Genomic DNA, 18,356 nt, shown 5'->3' with positions numbered 1-18,356 from the left:
ATCATCATGGACTGTGATATCTTTCTTGTCGGCCTGAATCATCGCACTGCCAGCGTGGACGTGCGCGAGCGCTTTGCCCTGGTCAACCACTGCGATGAAGAGCATTGGGCCGTGCCGTGTGTTGGCGCGGTGAGCGAAAGCGTGATCCTTTCCACCTGCAACCGCGTGGAGCTGCTGGCCGCTGGCAACGGCGATGTGGCCGGACAGGTGCTTGAAAACTGGGCCATTGCGCGCGGCGCAAAACCCGAAGAACTCAAGCCCTACGTCTATGTGCACAAGAATCTGGAGGCGGTGCGCCATCTGTTTTCTGTGGCGTCCAGCCTTGATTCCATGGTGCTGGGCGAACCACAGATTCTGGGCCAGCTCAAAACCGCCTACCGCAAGGCGGTCAAGTGCCACGCCACAGGCGTCATACTTAACCGGTTGGTGCACAAGGCTTTTTCTGTAGCCAAAAGGGTGCGCACAGAAACTGCGGTGGCCTCCAGCGCGGTTTCCATCAGCTATGCCGCAGTGGAGCTTGCCAAACGCATTTTTGGCGACATGAAGACTCACAAGGCCATGTTGGTGGGCGCGGGCGAAATGGCCGAACTTGCCGCCATGCATCTTTTGCAGTCGGGCATTGATGAAATTCTGGTTGCCAACCGCACTCTTGAACGCGGGCAGGAGCTGGCAAAGCAGTTCAAGGGACGGGCCATCCCCTTTGAAGACATGGCCGAGCACCTGACAGAGGTGGACATCATCATCACCTCCACCGGCTCGCAGGAACCCATCATCCGCGCGCGCGACATCCGCGCCGTGCTCAAAGCCCGCAAAAACAGGCCCATGTTCTTTATCGACATTGCCGTGCCGCGCGACATTGACCCGGATGTCAACGGCCTCGACAACGTCTATCTGTACGACATTGACGACCTCAAGGAAGTGGTGGAAGAAAACCTCGCCACCCGCCGAGACGAAGCCGCCAAGGCCGCGGATATCGTCAACGAGGAAGTACTGCTGTTCTCCCGCTGGCTTTCAAGCCTCGATGTCCAGCCCACTATTGTTGACCTCATCCAGCGCGGCGAACGCATGGGACAGGAAGAACTTGCCAAGACCCTCAAAAGGCTTGGCCCGGTGAACGATGAAACCCGCGATGCCCTTGAGGCTCTGGTGGGCGCTCTGGTGCGCAAGCTCAACCATGACCCCATCATGTTTCTCAAGCGCGGCAGCATGTCCCAGGAGGGCAACGGCCCGCGCATCAGCATTGCGCGCCGTATTTTCAATCTGGATAAAACTGGCTGCCCTTATTCGGAGGAACACTGATGCGCTGGTACGGAATTGACGACATTACAGAAGAAGATACCGCAAAACTGAGTGCCACCCTCACCGAGATGGAGCTTACCTCGGGCATGGACGGCCTCTTCTGGCTGCCCGTTCCCGCCGCCATGCTCTCGCCTGTGCAGCAGGAGCATGAGGAAAGCTGCGGCCCCCACGTCATGGGGCTTGAAATTGAAGAAAATTTTGTGCGCCTTGAACTGCTGGTGCGCGCGCGTGGCCGCATGCGCTGCGAGTGTGTGCACTATGCCTCGCCCGAACTGCGCGACCGCATGATCGTATGGCTTGAGAACCTGCTGGCCGAGCTGGGCATCAGTCCAGCTTAGGGTCAGTCTCTAACTCATTCTTTTGTCCAACTGGCTGCGTCAAAAGGGTATTTTTTACTCCAGTCATGTACCGTAAGAGTACACTCCTTTTGTAAAAAAAGCCTTTTTCCTTGCCCTTGGCGCAAAATCATTGAGTTATAGACAGCCCCCCCAGGCTCGGTTTTTGATACGGATTTTGGGCGGCACATGCCCCCCAAAAACCTTCCTGCATCGGTCATTCCCGGTTTCACAAATTCCAATCTCTCCGGGCGATCTTTTGCCCCCCACTTTCGCTGCCGCAGGCATGCCATGATCAAATCCGCACCTATGCTGCAAAACATCCCGCCCGCCGCGGCCCGTCTTTGCCTTGAGGTGGAGCGCTTCTGCCTGACGCAGCTTGGCCTTGCGAAGGGTTCGCGGCTGTTGCTGGCCCTTTCCGGCGGGGCAGATTCCACGGCCTTGGCCCTCGTGCTGCGCCTGCTGGCCCCACGGTTGGGGCTGAGCCTCCACGCCCTGAGCGTTGACCACGGCTTGCGGGAAGAATCTTCGCAAGACGCCGTATTCACACTCCAGCTATGCAACATCCTGAACATACCCTGCACCGTGCGACAAGCCGATGTCCGTGGTCTGGCCGAAAACAGCGGCATTGGCATTGAAGATGCCGCCCGGCGGTTGCGCTATGCCCTGCTTGAGCAGGAGCGCGTCGCCGTGGGGGCCGACTTTATCGCCCTGGGGCATCACGCTGGCGATGTGAGCGAGGACGTATTGCTGCGCCTCACGAGGGGCACAGGATGGCCTGCCCTTGGCGGCATGGCCGCCCGCGATGACGAGCGCCATCTGCTGCGCCCGCTGCTAGCAACGGCCACGCAAACGCTGAGAACATTGTTGGTCGAATGTGGCATTGACTGGCGCGAGGATGCCAGCAACCAGAGCCGTCACTACAAGCGCAACAGGCTGCGGCTGGATGTGCTGCCCCTGCTGCGCGAAGAAAATCCCTCCTTAGATCGCACCCTGCACGATCTCTGGCAAATGGCCCGCATGGATGAGGATTACTGGAACACGGCGCTGGATGCGGCTCTGGCTGAGCATCCGTGGATTGTGGGGAAGAATGACACGGAGCTGCGGAAGAATGAAGACGCCGCCGAAGGCCCCAGCCTGACCTTGCCCGCGAAGTTGCTGGCAGGGCTGCACCCGGCTGCCCGATTGCGCCTGTATGTGCGGGCTGTGCGGTTTTTGTGCCGCCCTGCGGCGGGGAATGCTGACGAGGATTCTGACAGTACGGGACAGATTCACGGTCAGGCACGGGCACGCACATTGCTGGCCTTGGATGATGCCCTTGCCAAGGGGCGAGGGAATACGCGGTTTCAGTTGCCCGGCGGGCTGGAAGCGTATCTTAAGGGTGGGAGTGTTGTTTTTCGTCGCTGCGCGGCTGGCAGATAACGGATTTTTGCTGCCCTTCGGGCACGGGGTTCCGCTCTCTGGCCACAATGATTTGGTTTGCTGCCCTGCGGGCACTTGGTTTCGCCTTTCGGCGAAGGTTATGCGCCTCCCCGGCGCGGGGCAGAGGGGGCCTGTTAGGGGCTGCGCCCCTCCTTGGCCCCCTCTGCACTCCCCCCGGAACACCCCCTAAGAGGCGTTTTCAATTCCCATCAGGCAACGAGGGCAACGCGGCTATCGCTGCGGGAGCTTCCTTCCCTCGCTTTGCTCGCTCAGGCGATCTCCCTCCGCGCCGCGTAAATGCCAGAGTGCGCTTCCGCTTTGGATAATTTCCGTTACAGCCAAATACCACTGATAAATTAAATAGTTGCAAGAGAGGCTCTGGACTGATTTCTGCCGTGAAACGTATACTTGCACTCTTTCAGAAGCAGTAAAAAAACAAAATTCGTGCCGACCCTGCCTCATCAAGCTACCACCAAATCGGAAACTGAAACTTCGCATATCGGCCTCACAGCCTCAGCCCGCGTTACAACCTATCCGCTGCTCTCCTTCCCATTGCCTTTCTGCACTTCTTGCCTTCACTGCCTTTCACCCAACTCGCCATCAGGAGCTGGTCGTGGAGTCGCCTTCCTTAAACTCGCCGGAGCGAATGCGAAGGCGATGGTTGGTGTTGGGCGAATTTGCAAAATACGCGTTTTGCGGCCTGAAAAGGAAGCGCCGGGATTTTGAGCGCAGCGTACTCAAGTACGTGAGCATCAAAATCCCGGCGCTGACGCATTCAGGCCGCAAAAGTCGGGTTTGCGTAAATCAGCCTGACAGGCTCTCCCCAAACTGCAAAGCAACCCAGCATGGCGGGGATTTTTGCTTTCTGGCAAGGAAAAACGATTTTTTTATGCAGGGAGTGTACACTTATGGTACTCGACCGGAATAAAAAACCGTTTTGACGCAGCCAGAAACAAAAAGCCCCTCCATGCCGCGCTTTCCCGGCGCAAGATGGATTTTGTTCTCAGGCAAGGAAGACAAGGCGGCTTTGAGGGAGTGTGCTCTTTGGCACTCGACCGAAAAAGCCGCCGCAGTCTGACGCAGCCTGAGAACAAAAGACGCTTGCCCCCTAGTGCTAGTGGGCGGAGCCCCAATCACGCCCCAGCCCCCAATCAACGACAAGAGGCACAGACAAAGCCACGCCGCCCGGCATGACCCCGCCCATAAGCGCCGCCACCCGCTCACCCGCGGCAGCCGCAGCCTCCGTGGGCACTTCCAGCAAAAGTTCGTCATGCACCTGCAAGAGCAACCGGGCATCCAGCCGCTTCAACTCCGCATCATGGGCCACACCCAGCATGGCGAGCTTGATGATATCCGCCGCTGACCCCTGGATCACGGTATTGATAGCCTGCCGCCGCGCCAGCGCGTAGTTCTGCCCGTTGGCGGAATGAATATCGGGCAGCAAGCGCCGCCGCCCCCCAAGGGTGGTCACATAGCCCTGCCGCTTGGCAGCGGCCTCCACCTCTTCATAGAATTGCTTAAGGCCTGTGAGCCGCTCAAAATAGCGCGCAATGAATTCCTTGGCCTCATTGGTCGTAATTTTCAGTTCCTGAGCCAGTTTTTGCGCGCCCATGCCGTAGATAAGACCAAAATTGATGGTCTTGGCATTGCGCCGCTGGTCGGGGCTGACCTCGTTGGACGGCAGGTCGTACACCAGAGCCGCCGTGCGGGCGTGAATGTCCTCGCCGTTGCGGAAGGCTTCAAGCAGGGCCGTATCCTGCGACATGTGGGCCAGCACGCGCAGTTCAACCTGCGAATAGTCGGCGGAAACAAGGGCGTGATCCGGCCCGGCGATAAAGCACGAGCGCATGCGCTTGCCTAGCGGCCCGCGAACGGGGATGTTCTGAAGATTGGGATTGCTGGACGAAAGCCGCCCCGTGGCCGTGGCCTTCTGGTTAAAGGTCGTATGGATGCGCCCGCGCGGATCCACAAGACGCGGCAGGGGATCCAGATAGGTGGAGCGCATTTTTTCCAGTTTGCGGAACTGAAGGATGCTCTCTACCACGGGATGCTGCCCGGCCAGTTTTTCCAGTGTTTCCTGATTGGTGGATGCCTGTCCGCCACGAGTTTTGCGCGGCGAGGGCAGCTTGAGCGTGTTGAACAGCACCTCGCCGAGCTGCTGGGCCGAGCGGATGTTGAACGTGGTTCCCGCTGCGGCAAAAACCTCCTGCGTGAGCCTGTCGATCTCGCCCTGCACGTCTGAAAGAAAGGACTGAAAGGCCGCTGCGTCAATGGCGACACCGCGCGCCTCCATCTGGGCCAGCACAGGCGTGAGCGGCAGTTCAAGTGTGCGGTACAGCTCGAGCAGGCCGTCAGCCTCAAGCCGCTGCTCCATGGAAGCGGCCATGCGCAGGGCCATGCTGGCCGGGCCGTTGCCGCCCTGTCCTTCGCGCAGGGGTATGCCCCAGCGCACAGCCAGACGGGGCCAGCCGTAGTCGCTTTCCTCGGGGTTAATGAGGTAGGCGGCAAGGCCAAGATCAAAGAAAAACGGAGGATTGGCCTCGGAAGGCAGCTGGCGCCAGCAGGCGGCGGCAATCAACTGGGCCTTGAGGTCAGACGTCACAAGCCTTTGCGCCCCGGCAAGCCACGTGCAGAGGTCTTCCACACTGCCGCCCCAACGAAAATCATCGCCGCCAGCCACCGCCACGTGGGGCGGTTTGCCCGGCCCGCCGGGCCAGATGATTGCGGCCTCCAGCCCTGCGCAGGGAGGCAACTGCCCTGCTTCGCTCAGCAGCGGAGCCTCGGGCTCGTCGGCCACATCCAGCAGGCTCATCTGTGGGCCTGCCCCAGCTGCGGGGCGCGTCCTTGAAGGAGATTTTTCGGCGACAGCCATCAGCGAACTCTGGGCAAGAGAACCCTGAGCAGACGGGCGAGACGCGCCAGCATCCGCACCAGTATTTGAGCCAGCATTCGGTGCAGACCCCTCAGCTGCAAGGCCCGTCTGGGCCGTTGCCGAACCGGCGGGGGCGCTGCGCTGCAAACGGGCGAGCGTTGCCATGTCGCGGCGCAGGGCATGCAGTTCAAATTCTTCCGCCATGCTGGCGCACAGGGCTTCATCCAGCGGATTGACGGCCATATCGTCAAGGGTCAGCCCGGTGCACACATCCAGCGAAAGGGCCGTGAGCTGCCGCCACAAAAACATGTTTTCAAGGTGGTCGCGCAGTTTGTCCTGAATCTTGGGCCCAAGCAGGGCAAAATGGTCGCGTATGTCTTCAAGCGTGGGGCATATTTCAAAAATTTTCTGCGCCGTCTTGGGGCCGATGCCCGGTACGCCGGGGATATTATCGCTCGTGTCGCCCACAAGAGCCTGCACATCGGCCCACTGGTCTGGCCTGAGGCCGCTTTCCGCCGTAAAATCCGCGGCCGAGAGCAGTTTTTCTTCCTTGGATGCAGGGTCCCACATGTACACGTTGGGGCCGAGGCACTGCTTGAGGTCTTTATCTCCGCTCACAATAACCACGGGCCGCTGGGCGGAAAAACGCGCTGCCAGCGAGGCTATGCAGTCGTCAGCCTCGCAGCCGTCGGAAATTTCAACCGGAATGCCAAGAGCCTTGACCATGCGCACAATGGGATCCATCTGCCGCACCAGATCTTCAGGTGTGGCATCACGGTTGGCCTTGTACAGCGGGTACAGATCATGACGAAAGTTCTTGCCCTTGCCGTCCTTGACGAAGAGAAAATGGGAGGGCCGCTCATCGCGCAGAATGCGCAGCAGCACACGCGTTACCACCACCAGCGCATTGGTGGGAAAGCCGTCGGAACGCTGCATGTTCTTGTTGGCAAAAAAACCGCGATATATAAAGGCAGAGCCGTCCATAAGAAAGACAGGCTCGGCAGAAAGATTGAGGCGTTGTTTCAGCGACATGACAGCCCGGTGGTTTGGAGTTTCAAAAAGGTTTCAAAATGGTTCGCAGGCAAGGATGCTTGCGAAGATGTTATGCTACGCGTATAGTATAGTGATGGAAACAAGTCCGCAAGTGACCGTATCTGTTCAAGGGCCGCTGCTGCGCGTAAGCGTTGGCGGGCGCTGGAATCTGGACGAGCCCTGGCCACAGGAGGCCATGGCCGCCCTGAGCCAGACAGCCGACCAGCGCATCCGCGAAGTGCGTCTTGAAAGCGCCGCCCTTGGACAGTGGGACAGCACCCTGCTGGTTTTTCTGGTGCAGATGGTCAAGGCGGCGCGCGCCCGTGATCTGCCGGTGCACACGGAACTGCCCGAAGGCCTCGAGCGCCTTATCAAACTGGCCTTTGCGGTTCCTGCCAAGGCAGGCTCTGAACGCAGCAAAACCGATGTGGGCTTTGTGACCCGCGTGGGCGAAAGCGTGCTGGCTCTGCGGCCCAAGATCGAGGACTTTCTTAATTTTCTTGGCGAGATTGTGCTTTCCATCTGGCGGCTGTTTCTTGGCAAGGCCAAGATGCGCCCCATGGATCTGTTTGCAGCCATGCACGAATGCGGCGTGGCCGCCCTGCCCATCATTTCGCTCACCAGCCTGCTGTTTGGCCTGATTCTGGCCTTTGTGGGCGCGGTGCAGCTCACCCAGTTTGGCGCGCAGATTTACGTTGCGGGCCTTGTGGGCATCGGCATGCTGCGTGTCATGGGGGCCATCATGGTGGGCGTGGTCATGGCGGGCCGGGTGGGCGCGGCCTACGCCGCCCTTATCGGCACCATGCAGGTCAACGAAGAGGTGGACGCCCTCTCCACACTCGGCATTTCTCCCCACGACTTTCTTGTGCTGCCGCGTGTGCTGGCTCTCATGGCCATGATACCCCTGCTGACCCTGTATGCCGACCTCATGGGCATTATCGGCGGTTTTCTTGTGGGCACCACCATGTTGCGACTGAACCCCATGGAATACATTAACGCCACCATCCAGATGGTGCCCTTCAAGCATATGATTATCGGCCTTGTGTACGGCACGGTTTTCGGAGCCATTGTGGCCGTGGCCGGTTGCTATCAGGGCATACGCTGCGGGCGCAGCGCACAGGCTGTGGGCCAGGCCACCACCACGGCGGTGGTGCAGGCCATTGTGGGCATTATTGTGGCTACCGCCATCATCACCGTTATCTGCAACGTGCTGGATGTGTAACATGCCTGACGCCGCCCAGCCCTCCATTATCCTGCCCAATACGGACGCACCCGGCTCTGTCCCGTCCAGCCCGGCCCCAACCGTATCGGATGAAGACGTGCGCATCAGGGTACGCGACCTTACGGTGGCCTTCGGCTCCTTTGTGCTCATGCGCAACGTGTCGTTTGACGTGCGCGTGGGTGACATTTTCATGGTCATGGGCGGCTCCGGTTGCGGCAAAAGCACCCTGTTGCGTGTGCTCATGGGCCTCAAGGAGCCGCAGGAAGGGCAGATTTGCTATAATGGCGAGGATTTCTGGGCTGGCACGGAAGAAAGCCGCAGCCGCATCATGCGCAGCACGGGCGTGCTCTTTCAGGGCGGTGCGTTGTGGAGCTCCATGACGCTGGCGGAAAATGTAGGTCTGCCCCTGCAGCAGTACACTGATCTTACCGATGATGAAATCCGGGAGCAGGCCTCGCTCAAACTGGCTCTTGCGGGTCTGGCCGGATTTGAAGATTATTATCCCTCGGAGATCAGCGGCGGCATGCGCAAACGCGCGGGGCTTGCCCGGGCGCTGGCGCTTGATCCGCAGATTCTCTTTCTGGACGAGCCTTCTGCAGGGCTTGACCCTGTCAGCTCCCGGCTGCTTGACGACCTGATACTGGAACTCCGCGACAGTCTGGGCACCACGTTTGTTATTGTTTCTCACGAATTGCCGAGCATTTTTACCATAGCCAGAAACAGCATCTTTCTGGATGCGCAGAGCAGAACGGTCACTGCCAGCGGTAATCCCAGCGAGTTGGTGAAAGATCCCAATACAGAACAAAGCGCAAAGCTCTTTCTGACCAGAGGCGGCATGCGCGACCGGAATGAAGACGCAGGCGAAAACGCCCCGGCGGCAACTTCGCACGCTGCAACTTCGCACAAGGAACAATCCTGATGAACTCGCAGTCATACAAAACAACTGTCGGCGCTTTTGTGCTGGGGGGCCTGGCCCTGCTGGTGCTGGGCATCATGCTGCTCGGCGGTGGCCGCCTTTTCAGCAATGACCTTGAATATGTGATGTACTTTGATGGCTCGGTCAGCGGACTTTCCACGGGCGCGCCGGTTGTGTTCAGGGGCGTGCCCATGGGCAGCGTCACGCGCATCAATCTGGTTGCCAACGCGCGGGATTCAAACGTGACCATCCCCGTCTATATCCGCATTGACGAACGCAGCTTTGTACGCGCCAGCGGCAATGCCGCGCCCTCAGAGTCGTTTCAGCAGGAAATCATACGCCGCATGGTGCAGCGCGGCCTGCGTGGACGGCTGCAACTACAAAGCCTCATCACCGGCCAATACCGCGTGGAGCTTGATTTTTATCCTTCCACGGCGGCCAACTTCCGCTCCGCTACGCCGGATATGGAAATCCCCACCATTCCTTCGCCCATTGATACGCTGCAAAGCACGCTCTCGCAGATGCCGCTGGAGCAGATGGTAAATTCTTTCAGCGCCGTGCTGCAAAACCTTGCGCTCGGCCTCAGTGACGACAAGCTGGGCAAGGCGCTTACGGCATTCACCAACACCTTTCAGGAAGCCCACGGCATTCTGCACGAAGGCTCCATGCGCACCAATACGGAACAGGTTCTCAAAAGCCTGAGCACGGCCAGCGCCTCTGTTGAAAAAGAGCTGCCCGCCACGCTGGTTTCCTTCCGCGAAGCCATGCAGAGCATGGCAGTTGCGGCAGATCAGTTGCGCGTGGTCACAGCATCGGCCCAGGGTATTCTGGGGCGCGATTCGCCCACCATGAACGACCTGCGCCGCCTTCTCAAAGAGAGCACCGATACCATGCGCTCTATGCGCGCCCTGGCCGAAATGCTTGAACGTAATCCCGAAGCTCTGCTGCGGGGCAAGCAAGGAACACGCTGATGCAACGCAAAATCCTTCTTCTTTCGCTGGTGCTGTTCACACTTTTGAGCGGCTGCGCGCGCAGCACACCCACGCGCTACTATCTGCTTGAAAGCGCCATTGACCCGGTCAAGGCCGACACGCTGCCCACAAAAAACCTGCGCGTGGCGCAGGTCTCTGTGCCGGATTATCTTGACCGCAACAGTATTGTCAGCCGTGTGAATGGTGAGACAGAGCTTGTTGTTTCGCAATTTCACGCCTGGGCGGAGCCCGTGGGGCATGGTGTGCGCCGCGTGGTGCAGGAAGTGCTGACCCCGCCGTTGTTGGCCGTGGGGCTGAATGTGCTTGCGCCGGGCGACGACACCCGCGCCGACTATGTGCTGCTTGTGGATTTGCAGAGACTGGACGGCAATTTCGATTCCAAGGCCGTGCTTGAGGCGCGCTGGACACTGAAAAACCGCCACGATGATGTCATTGCCCGAGGTATTTATGCCGATGCAGAACCGGTGGCGGGCAAAACCTATGACGTGCTCACAGCGGCAGAAAGCCGCATGGTGCGCCGCCTGGGCGAACATCTAGCCACCCGCCTGCCCGTGCTCACACGGGGCAAGTCATGAACTGGGCAGAAGAAACCGCCGATCCATCCCAGGTACACAGGCGCAACATCATCCTGCTTGTGGATGACGCGCCTGAAAACCTGCGCATTCTCAGTGAATGCCTGCGCGACAAATACACAATCATGTTTGCCAAAAACGGCACAGACGCCTTGCGTCTGGCCCTGCGGCAGCCCCCGCCAGACCTGATCCTGCTTGACGTCATCATGCCCGGCATGGACGGGTATGAAGTGTGCAAGCGCCTGCGCAGCGATGCGCAGACCCGTGACATCCCGGTTATGTTCATTACGGCGCAGAATGAAGAAACCGACGAAGCCAAGGGCCTCTCGCTGGGCGCGCAGGATTACATAACCAAGCCTTTCCGCTCCTCGCTGGTGCGCAACCGCGTAGCCAACCAGCTCAAGTTCAAACTCTACCGCGACCACCTGAACGACCTGGTGCTTGCCCGCACACGCCAGCTTGCCCTCACGCAGGAAGCCACTATTCACGCCATGGCAAGCCTTGCTGAATGGCGCGATACGGAAACCGGTGCGCACATCAAACGCACGCAGAACTATGTGAAGGCGCTGGCCGTCTATATTTCCCAACTGCCTGAGTACAGGGACGAGCTGGATGCCGATGCCATTTCGTGGCTCTACCTTTCAGCGCCGCTGCACGATGTTGGCAAGGTCGCCATTGCAGACACAGTACTGCACAAGCCCGGCCCCCTCACCGATGAGGAATACGAGGCCATGAAGGAACACACCACGCTGGGGCGAGCGGTGCTGGCCTCGGCTGACAAATTTTTGGGGGAAAATTCCTTTCTGCGCATCGCCAGCGACATTGCCTACTGCCACCACGAGCGTTGGGACGGCAAGGGCTATCCGCGTGGGATAGCTGGCAAGGACATTCCGCTTTCCGCCCGCCTTATGAGCGTGGCCGACGTGTACGACGCCCTGCGCAGCAAGCGTGTCTACAAACCCGCCATGCCGCACGAAACAGCCATGCGCATTATTTTGGAAGGGCGCGGAACCCAGTTTGATCCCGAAGTGGTGGACGCCTTTTTGGCCATGCAGGAGCAGTTCCGCAGCATCGCCGAGAAATATTCAGATATGTAAGGTAGATAGCGACAAAACTTACATGCACATTGTACAGGCCTGCTTTGCCTGACTCCGCCATTGCCCAGCCCCTGCCCGAAAGGCAGGCATCGCCACACCATCCCTGCCAAGCGCGGCACCCAAGCGCAAAAAACAGAAAAGCCCGGCAGCATAAACCACCGGGCCGAAAAACCGCGTAAAAAAAATTACTGTTTTATCATCACCTTGGCGGGACGGAGCAAACGCTCTCCCAGCTTGAAACCCCGTTGCAGCACACGCGCCACAGAGTTGGGAGCAAAATCGGGGCGGTCTTCAAACCCCACGGCTTCATGCACGTTGGGATCAAATTCTTCGCCTTCCTCGCCCAGGGGCTTGAGGCCGTGCTTTTCCACCGCATCAAGCAGGAGCTTGTGGGTCATGGCCACGCCCTGCAACATGTCTTTGCAGGCTTCGCTCTTGCTGCCGTAACGCAGGGCCAGATCAAGGTTATCGAGCGTGGGCAGCAGGTCGCCCAAGACCTTTTCAGCCGCGTAGCGCATCTGCTCTTCATGCTCGCGCGTGAGGCGCTTCTTGAAATTGTCCATTTCTGCGGCATTGCGCAGGCGCATTTCTGTCAGCTCCGCCTTGCAACGCTCTTCAAGGCCTTCGGCTGAAGCCGCCTTGTCTGCCGGGGCAGTATCAGACTCCTGCACGGAATCGGCAGCGGGGTTTTTGCCCGCATTTTGACCGAACAGAATACCGTCCTCTTCAAGAAAACCATCTTCCGGCCTTTCGGGCTGGCATTCTGCCCGGTTATCCGCCTGGCCGCCCTGCTGGCTGCCTTGCTGTCCGAATGAGTGGTTCATTTTATGACGCTGCATGCTTCCTCCTGAGTCGACCCCGGCGGGGTCACGATGCTTTCCGTTAAGTAAGTATGCTTGTCCACCCTGTCAAGGCGCTGCCGTAACTGCAAAAAGTTTTGTTCCGGCTCCACGGCTCCAGCACTTGCGCCAGCTGACAGACATCTGCGCCTCGACATTCTGCGGCGGCTTCTGTATATTGCGCGAACCAGAAGAGGAACAGCACTATGACATGCCGAATTTTGACGCTCCAACATGAACAGGAATGGCCCGCGCTGGCCCAGTGGCTGCAAGGGCGGCACAATCCCGGCAACGGGGTGGAAAGCGCCGTAACCGACATTATCAACGCTGTGCGGCAAAAGGGCGACGAGGCCCTTGTGGAGTACACGCGCAATTTTGACTGCCCTGATTTTGCTCCGCCCCTGCGCGTGAGCGAACAGGAAATAGCCAAGGCGGCAGCCTCAGTCACCATTGAAAGCCGCGAAATCATCGGCGAGGCTGCGTCCAATATACGTTCTTTCCACGAAGCGCAGGTTGAGAAATCGTGGTTTCTCACCCGCCCGGACGGCAGCATTCTCGGCCAGCAGGTCACATCTGTTGACGCGGGCGGCCTGTATGTTCCCGGCGGTCAGGGCGGCAATACGCCCCTCGTTTCCAGCCTGCTCATGAGCGCCATACCCGCCCAGGTGGCTGGCGTGCCGCGTCTGGCCGTATTTACGCCGCCCCGCAAGGACGGCACGGTAAATCCGCACATCCTTGCCGCCGCACATCTACTTGATATTGATGAAGTTTACCGCGTTGGCGGGGCATGGTCCATTGCGGCCATGGCTTACGGCACGCAGACCATTCAGCCTGTGGATGTTATTGCCGGGCCGGGCAATATTTTTGTCACCACTGCCAAGCGCTTTGTGCAGGGCACTGTGGGCATTGATATGATCGCCGGGCCGAGCGAAGTGCTCGTGCTGGCCGATTCTTCCGCCAACCCTGCATGGCTTGCTGCGGATATGCTTTCGCAGGCGGAGCACGATGCCCTGGCCTCGGCTATCTGCATCACTGACGATGCCCGTCTGGCCGATGCCCTCCAGCAGGAGCTGAAAAAGCAGTGCGCCGCCCTGCCCAGAGCCACCACCGCAGCCCGCGCGCTGGAAGACTGGAGCGCCATTGTGGTCACGCCCAATCTTTCCGTAGCAGTGGCGGTTGCCAATATGGTGGCCCCGGAGCATCTTGAATTGTGCACCCGCGACCCCTGGGCCGTATTGCCCTTTATTCGCCATGCCGGGGCCGTATTCATGGGCCAGCACAGCCCAGAACCTGTGGGCGACTATTTTGCCGGCCCCAACCATGTGCTGCCCACACTGGGAACGGCGCGTTTTTCATCGGCTCTTTCGGTGCAGACGTTCTGCAAAAAGACCAGCATCGTGGCCGCTTCTTCAACCTTTTTACAGCAGAACATGCAGTCCATAGCCGCCCTTGCCCGGCTGGAAGGCCTGGAAGCCCACGCCCGCTCCGTTGAAGCGCGCGGGAAGAAATAGCAAGAGCCAGAGGAATCAGGAGCCATCATGAAAGTCGTGGTAAAAACCGAGATCAGCGCCTATCCCCTTCTTTCTCGCGGGAAAGTGCGCGACATCTATGATGTGGACGAAAAAACACTGCTCATTGTCACCACTGACCGCATGTCGGCCTTTGATGTGATCATGAACGAACCCATCCCCTACAAGGGCGTGATTCTTAACCAGATCACCCTGTTCTGGATGGAAAAGTTCAAGGATATCATTCCCAATCACTTGATTGAAAGCGATGTGAACCGCTTCCCCGCCGCTCTGGCCCCCTGGAAGGACGAGCTTGAAGGCCGCGCCGTCATCGTGCGCAAAGCCAAGCCCCTGCCCGTGGAGTGCATTGTGCGCGGCTACATCACCGGCTCCGGCTGGAAGGATTACAAGGCCACCGGCACCCTGTGCGGCTACAAGCTGCCCGCCAACCTGCGCGAATCCGACAAGCTGGAACCTGCGCTGTTTACGCCCTCCACCAAGGCCGAACTGGGCCAGCACGATGAAAACATCAGCGTGGCCCAGGCTGCGGAACTGCTCGGCGCGGAAACCGCCGCCCAGGTTGAACGCACCACGCTTGCCATTTACGAGGCCGGGCGCACCTACGCCGCCGGGCGCGGCATCATCGTGGCGGACACCAAGTTTGAATTCGGCTTTATTGACGGCAAACTGCACCTCATTGATGAAGTGCTCACGCCCGATTCTTCCCGCTTCTGGCCCGCTGACCAGTATCAGCCAGGTCAGGGCCAGCCCAGCTTTGACAAGCAGTACCTGCGCGACTGGCTGGAAAAACAGCCCTGGAACAAGCAGCCCCCGCCGCCCGCCCTGCCGGAAGAAATCATCAAGGCCACGGCGAACCGCTACCAGGAAGCTTACGACATCCTTACAAAGTAAAAAATTTGAGCGCGTCCGGTACAACAGTGCCGGGCGCGCCTTTGGCGTGGGAGCCTAGGCACTTTTTTCACAAAAGCGCCGGGCTGTACCATCGACCTGCCGTCCACTGTCCGACAGCGCCGAGTATATTGTGCGTTTTTTTCGCCCAGGCGCGCGCTGCCGCTGTTTTGATACACTTTAGTGCCGACTCGTTCGGTTTGTGTTGCTTTTTCAGGAGGATCCATGCTGCTGCAAGGAAAGAAAGCTCTTATACTGGGTTTGGCCAATAATAGAAGTATCGCGTACGGCATTGCCAATGCCCTTAGGGAACAGGGCGCCCGACTGGCGTTCAACTATGTGGGCGATGCCATCAAAAAACGCGTTGACCCCCTGAGCGAAGAGCTTGGCGGTGAATTCACCTTCCAGTGCGATGTGTGCGATGACGCGCAGATTCAGGCCGCCGCAGATCTGGTCAAAGAGAAGTGGGGCGATCTGGATATTCTTGTGCATTCCGTGGCCTTTGCCAATCGCGAAGACCTGGGTGGCCGCTTTGTGGACACCTCCCGCGAGGGCTTCCGCCTTGCCCTGGATGTTTCGGCATACTCGCTCACCGGCGTCTGTCGCGCATTTGAACCCCTGCTGCACGAGGGTTCTTCCATCATGACCATGACCTATCACGGTTCCACCAAGGTCATTCCCGGCTACAACGTCATGGGCGTTGCCAAGGCCGCTCTTGAGGCCTCCGTGCGCTACCTTGCCTGCGACTTTGGCACCAAGGGCATCCGCATCAACGCCATCAGCGCTGGCCCCATCAAGACCCTTGCCGCTTCTGCTGTTTCCAGCATGAAGGATCTGTGCAACATTGTTGACCGCAACGCCCCGCTGCACCGCAACGTCACCACCGGCGACGTGGGCGGCACGGCCCTGTACCTCGCCTCTGACCTTGCCCACGCTGTGACGGGCCAGGTAATCTATGTGGACAGCGGCTTCAGCACCATAGGCGTGATGGGCTAACCCCCTGCGGACAAGAACAAGAACGCGCGCTTGCGCAATGGCGCGGCCTCAGCAGCCTGATGCCGTCAGAAGGATCATATAATGGACATCCTGACACTCAACGCTGTGGGCATTACCGTTATGGCGATCTTTGGCCTGTGGGCTTTTTATCGCGCCGCGCAGACCACCAAGAAAAAGCGCAAAGACGACGAGACAAAAAACAAGGACCGCAAAGACGATTAGCCAAGGCCGATCGGCAAGCAGCCCTGTTGATATATCATGCAAGGCCCGTCCGGGATTCCGGGTGGGCCTTTGTTCTTAGGGGGCGCTGTGGGACTTTGGTCTGTGGCCTTTGCTCTGGACGCTTTGCTGTGCTGTGGGGCTTCGCCAGGGCCGATGCCTGTGCGGCGAACAGGAAAGGGCGCACCGCATTGGGCCGATTGCTGCCCTCACGACAACTTTTTTTGCAACAAACTGCCCTGATTCAATTTTTTCTCTTGCAATTCCCAAATGCCTGCTATATAGGTATTCGGCTTTGAGCGGTGCACAACACCGAATGGAGAGGTGTCCGAGCTGGTCTAAGGAGCACGATTGGAAATCGTGTGTACGTTAATAGCGTACCGGGAGTTCGAATCTCCCCCTCTCCGCCAGATTTCAAGGAGTTACTGGAAACAGTAACTCCTTTTTCTTTTGGCGAACCCTTTACTATCCGTGACCTTATTCGTGATAACTTCGAAAATTGCTATCCGCCCTTCCCCAGAAGCTCCCGCTATCTGCTCTCTTTCAGCGACTAATGAACTGCCCCTCGCGCCTCGGGTAAGCGGCCCCAACGACAAGTACTTGCTAAAGCCCGCGACCAGCTTCAACGAGCAGCCAGCGACAGGCGCGCTCGCATCCGGAATGCCATCCATGTGTCCCCCACAAAAAAGGCCGCCCACACAGGACGGCCCCAGGAAGGGAGGTGGTCATGAAACAATGTGCTTAAAACGTATACCGCAGGCCAAGGCTGAATTCGTTGGCATAGGGTGCCATGCCAAGCTTCTGCTTTTCGCCCAAAATGGTCTTTTCGGTTTCCGAGTAGCCAAGACCCACAAAGCGATAGGCAAGATCAGCGGAAATGTTGTCGGTAAAAGCGTAGGAAACGCCAGCGCCTGCATTCCACGCAAAAACCGTGTTCAGATTGGTGGTGCTTTCGCTTCCCGCGCCGGGGATTTCAATTTCGTACTTGCTCTTGAGAAAGCCCATGCCAAGGCCCGCGCCAACATAGGGCGTGAAGGCCGTGCTGTTGTGAAAATCCCAATACGCGTTGAGGAACAGGGTCTGAAGGCCCCAGGTGCCTTTGAGCTCAGCAGCTTTGCCACCATTTTTGAGTTCCCAGCTGGTGGTCGAATTGGTGCGGATGTCGTATTCAATTTCCGCGCGCAAGGGAACCTGGTTCAAGGAATAAAAGTCATAGCCAGCATATATGCCGCCGCCCACCGTGTTTTGCGAGTAGTTCTTGACATCAAAGGCGTTAACAACTGCACCGCTTCTGGACATGGAACCCGTGCTCTGGATGGAGTCAAGGAACTTCAAGCCCACATAAAATCCGGAATTTTCAGCCATTGCAGGAACTGAAAGGCTCAAAGTCAGAGCTACAGCAAGAGCAATCCGTTTAAACATATTTCCTCCAAAAAATTTATTTCTCATATCCTCCCCTTGCTCACAACATTAAGCTATATGTATTATTATATCAATTAGTCTTTTGCCTATATCAATAAAATTCCCAAAGGGTTTCCCCCAAGGCACCATGTGCGGCACCCCCTGTGACAAGCGCTGTCCGTGCCAAATTCCAGCGCATAGACGCAAAAACTGGCTCTGCCCTAATAGGCAAAGCCAGTTTTTAAACACAAAAGAAGCGTAATAAAAAATTAAATTACACTATCTGCAACTTGCGCCATTTTCAGCCGCATATCACCTACGACGCTGGCCGCAGCCCTCATACAGGGAAAGAATCTTGAATATATCGTCATGATTCTCTGAGGACTCGCCAGACTCACTTTGTGCCCGCTGCTTGAGTATTTTTTCCGCCCTTTTCAAAAAGGCATCTGCACCTTTAGTTTTGTACGTCTCATCTTCCCCCAGGGTGATATTTACTGTTTTACCATCGCCCACGGGTTCGATGGACATTCTTAGCCCATCATGAAAGGTAAAAACCTTTTCTTCCTTACTTGTAAGAACATTTGCGACAAGCCGTAATTTATAATTCATACATGCTCCAATTTTTTCAATATCAATCAACCATCATATCAACATAAAATCATGGTGTCTAAATGAATAATAAAAAATAATTTAGGGTAAAATCTAATTAAATAAAAAAGAAGGAG

16 protein-coding genes and 1 tRNA gene are annotated in these 18,356 nt (G+C 57.9%); 13 read left to right on the top strand and 4 right to left on the bottom strand.

The annotated features are described in order from the left end of the window. The first annotated feature begins 6 nt into the window (after positions 1 to 6). From hemA to tilS, 3 genes are all read left to right on the top strand, one after another. A complete protein-coding gene (gene hemA, locus RDK48_RS12400) occupies positions 7 to 1,299 on the top strand; it encodes a glutamyl-tRNA reductase (RefSeq protein ID WP_298998726.1) in 1,293 nt (430 codons plus the stop codon). Further along, a complete protein-coding gene (locus RDK48_RS12395) occupies positions 1,299 to 1,637 on the top strand; it encodes a hypothetical protein (RefSeq protein WP_298998727.1) in 339 nt (112 codons plus the stop codon). The genes hemA and RDK48_RS12395 overlap by 1 nt, the downstream gene beginning before the upstream one ends. A 288-nt stretch (positions 1,638 to 1,925) precedes the next feature. Beyond that, on the top strand, positions 1,926 to 3,056 hold the full coding sequence (gene tilS, locus RDK48_RS12390; RefSeq protein ID WP_298998729.1) for a tRNA lysidine(34) synthetase TilS: 1,131 nt from the start codon (positions 1,926 to 1,928) through the stop codon (positions 3,054 to 3,056). Positions 3,057 to 4,170: 1,114 nt separating this feature from the next. On the opposite strand, the gene polA is transcribed toward tilS, so the two are convergent. Then, positions 4,171 to 6,960: a DNA polymerase I gene (gene polA, locus RDK48_RS12385; RefSeq protein WP_298998732.1), complete on the bottom strand. Its 2,790-nt coding sequence runs from the start codon at positions 6,958 to 6,960 to the stop codon at positions 4,171 to 4,173. Between the two features lie 112 nt (positions 6,961 to 7,072). Between polA and RDK48_RS12380 the strand changes: the two genes are divergently transcribed. From RDK48_RS12380 to RDK48_RS12360, 5 genes are all read left to right on the top strand, one after another. After that, positions 7,073 to 8,182, top strand: coding sequence for an MlaE family ABC transporter permease (locus RDK48_RS12380; RefSeq protein WP_374042280.1), 1,110 nt, complete (start codon positions 7,073 to 7,075; stop codon positions 8,180 to 8,182). A gap of 148 nt (positions 8,183 to 8,330) precedes the next feature. Continuing rightward, the gene (locus RDK48_RS12375) at positions 8,331 to 9,101 is read left to right on the top strand and encodes an ABC transporter ATP-binding protein (RefSeq protein ID WP_298998754.1); all 771 of its coding nucleotides are present in this window, start codon (positions 8,331 to 8,333) and stop codon (positions 9,099 to 9,101) included. Next, the gene (locus tag RDK48_RS12370) at positions 9,101 to 10,069 is read left to right on the top strand and encodes an MlaD family protein (RefSeq protein ID WP_298998734.1); all 969 of its coding nucleotides are present in this window, start codon (positions 9,101 to 9,103) and stop codon (positions 10,067 to 10,069) included. The genes RDK48_RS12375 and RDK48_RS12370 overlap by 1 nt, the downstream gene beginning before the upstream one ends. Further along, positions 10,069 to 10,665 carry a membrane integrity-associated transporter subunit PqiC gene (locus RDK48_RS12365; protein ID WP_298998736.1) on the top strand — a complete coding sequence of 199 codons (597 nt, stop codon included), beginning with the start codon at positions 10,069 to 10,071 and terminating at the stop codon, positions 10,663 to 10,665. Before RDK48_RS12370 ends, RDK48_RS12365 begins: the two co-directional genes overlap by 1 nt. Continuing rightward, positions 10,662 to 11,759: an HD-GYP domain-containing protein gene (locus RDK48_RS12360; RefSeq protein WP_298998738.1), complete on the top strand. Its 1,098-nt coding sequence runs from the start codon at positions 10,662 to 10,664 to the stop codon at positions 11,757 to 11,759. The genes RDK48_RS12365 and RDK48_RS12360 overlap by 4 nt, the downstream gene beginning before the upstream one ends. 185 nt (positions 11,760 to 11,944) lie before the next feature. Here RDK48_RS12360 and grpE read toward each other — a convergent pair whose 3' ends face one another. After that, positions 11,945 to 12,430, bottom strand: coding sequence for a nucleotide exchange factor GrpE (gene grpE / locus RDK48_RS12355; RefSeq protein WP_374042281.1), 486 nt, complete (start codon positions 12,428 to 12,430; stop codon positions 11,945 to 11,947). A 374-nt stretch (positions 12,431 to 12,804) separates the two neighbouring features. Here grpE and hisD point away from each other — a divergent pair, with 374 nt between their 5' ends. The 5 genes from hisD to RDK48_RS12330 all read left to right on the top strand — a co-directional run bounded on the left by hisD (position 12,805) and on the right by RDK48_RS12330 (position 16,640). Beyond that, positions 12,805 to 14,109 (top strand): histidinol dehydrogenase, encoded by a 1,305-nt coding sequence (gene hisD / locus RDK48_RS12350; RefSeq protein ID WP_298998742.1) that lies wholly within the window; start codon positions 12,805 to 12,807, stop codon positions 14,107 to 14,109. 27 nt (positions 14,110 to 14,136) lie between these two features. Beyond that, positions 14,137 to 15,018: a phosphoribosylaminoimidazolesuccinocarboxamide synthase gene (locus RDK48_RS12345; protein ID WP_192111476.1), complete on the top strand. Its 882-nt coding sequence runs from the start codon at positions 14,137 to 14,139 to the stop codon at positions 15,016 to 15,018. A 222-nt stretch (positions 15,019 to 15,240) separates the two neighbouring features. Next, the gene (locus RDK48_RS12340; protein WP_298998745.1) at positions 15,241 to 16,011 is read left to right on the top strand and encodes an enoyl-ACP reductase; all 771 of its coding nucleotides are present in this window, start codon (positions 15,241 to 15,243) and stop codon (positions 16,009 to 16,011) included. An 81-nt stretch (positions 16,012 to 16,092) separates the two neighbouring features. Beyond that, entirely contained in the window at positions 16,093 to 16,233 is a 141-nt protein-coding gene (locus RDK48_RS12335; protein ID WP_298998747.1) for a hypothetical protein, read from the top strand. Between the two features lie 315 nt (positions 16,234 to 16,548). Then, positions 16,549 to 16,640, top strand: a tRNA-Ser gene (locus RDK48_RS12330). A gap of 331 nt (positions 16,641 to 16,971) precedes the next feature. Here the strand turns inward: RDK48_RS12330 and RDK48_RS12325 are convergent. Together RDK48_RS12325 and RDK48_RS12320 are read right to left on the bottom strand one after the other, a co-directional pair. Continuing rightward, on the bottom strand, positions 16,972 to 17,652 hold the full coding sequence (locus tag RDK48_RS12325) for an outer membrane protein (RefSeq protein WP_298998748.1): 681 nt from the start codon (positions 17,650 to 17,652) through the stop codon (positions 16,972 to 16,974). A 291-nt stretch (positions 17,653 to 17,943) separates the two neighbouring features. Next, positions 17,944 to 18,240, bottom strand: coding sequence for a hypothetical protein (locus tag RDK48_RS12320; RefSeq protein ID WP_298998750.1), 297 nt, complete (start codon positions 18,238 to 18,240; stop codon positions 17,944 to 17,946). Between the last annotated feature and the right edge of the window lie 116 nt (positions 18,241 to 18,356).

Source organism: uncultured Desulfovibrio sp. (assembly GCF_902477725.1).
Classification (GTDB): Bacteria; Desulfobacterota; Desulfovibrionia; order Desulfovibrionales; family Desulfovibrionaceae; genus Desulfovibrio.
The sequence above is the reverse complement of the archived record's forward strand: the minus strand, read 5'-3'. Positions and strand labels throughout refer to the sequence as shown.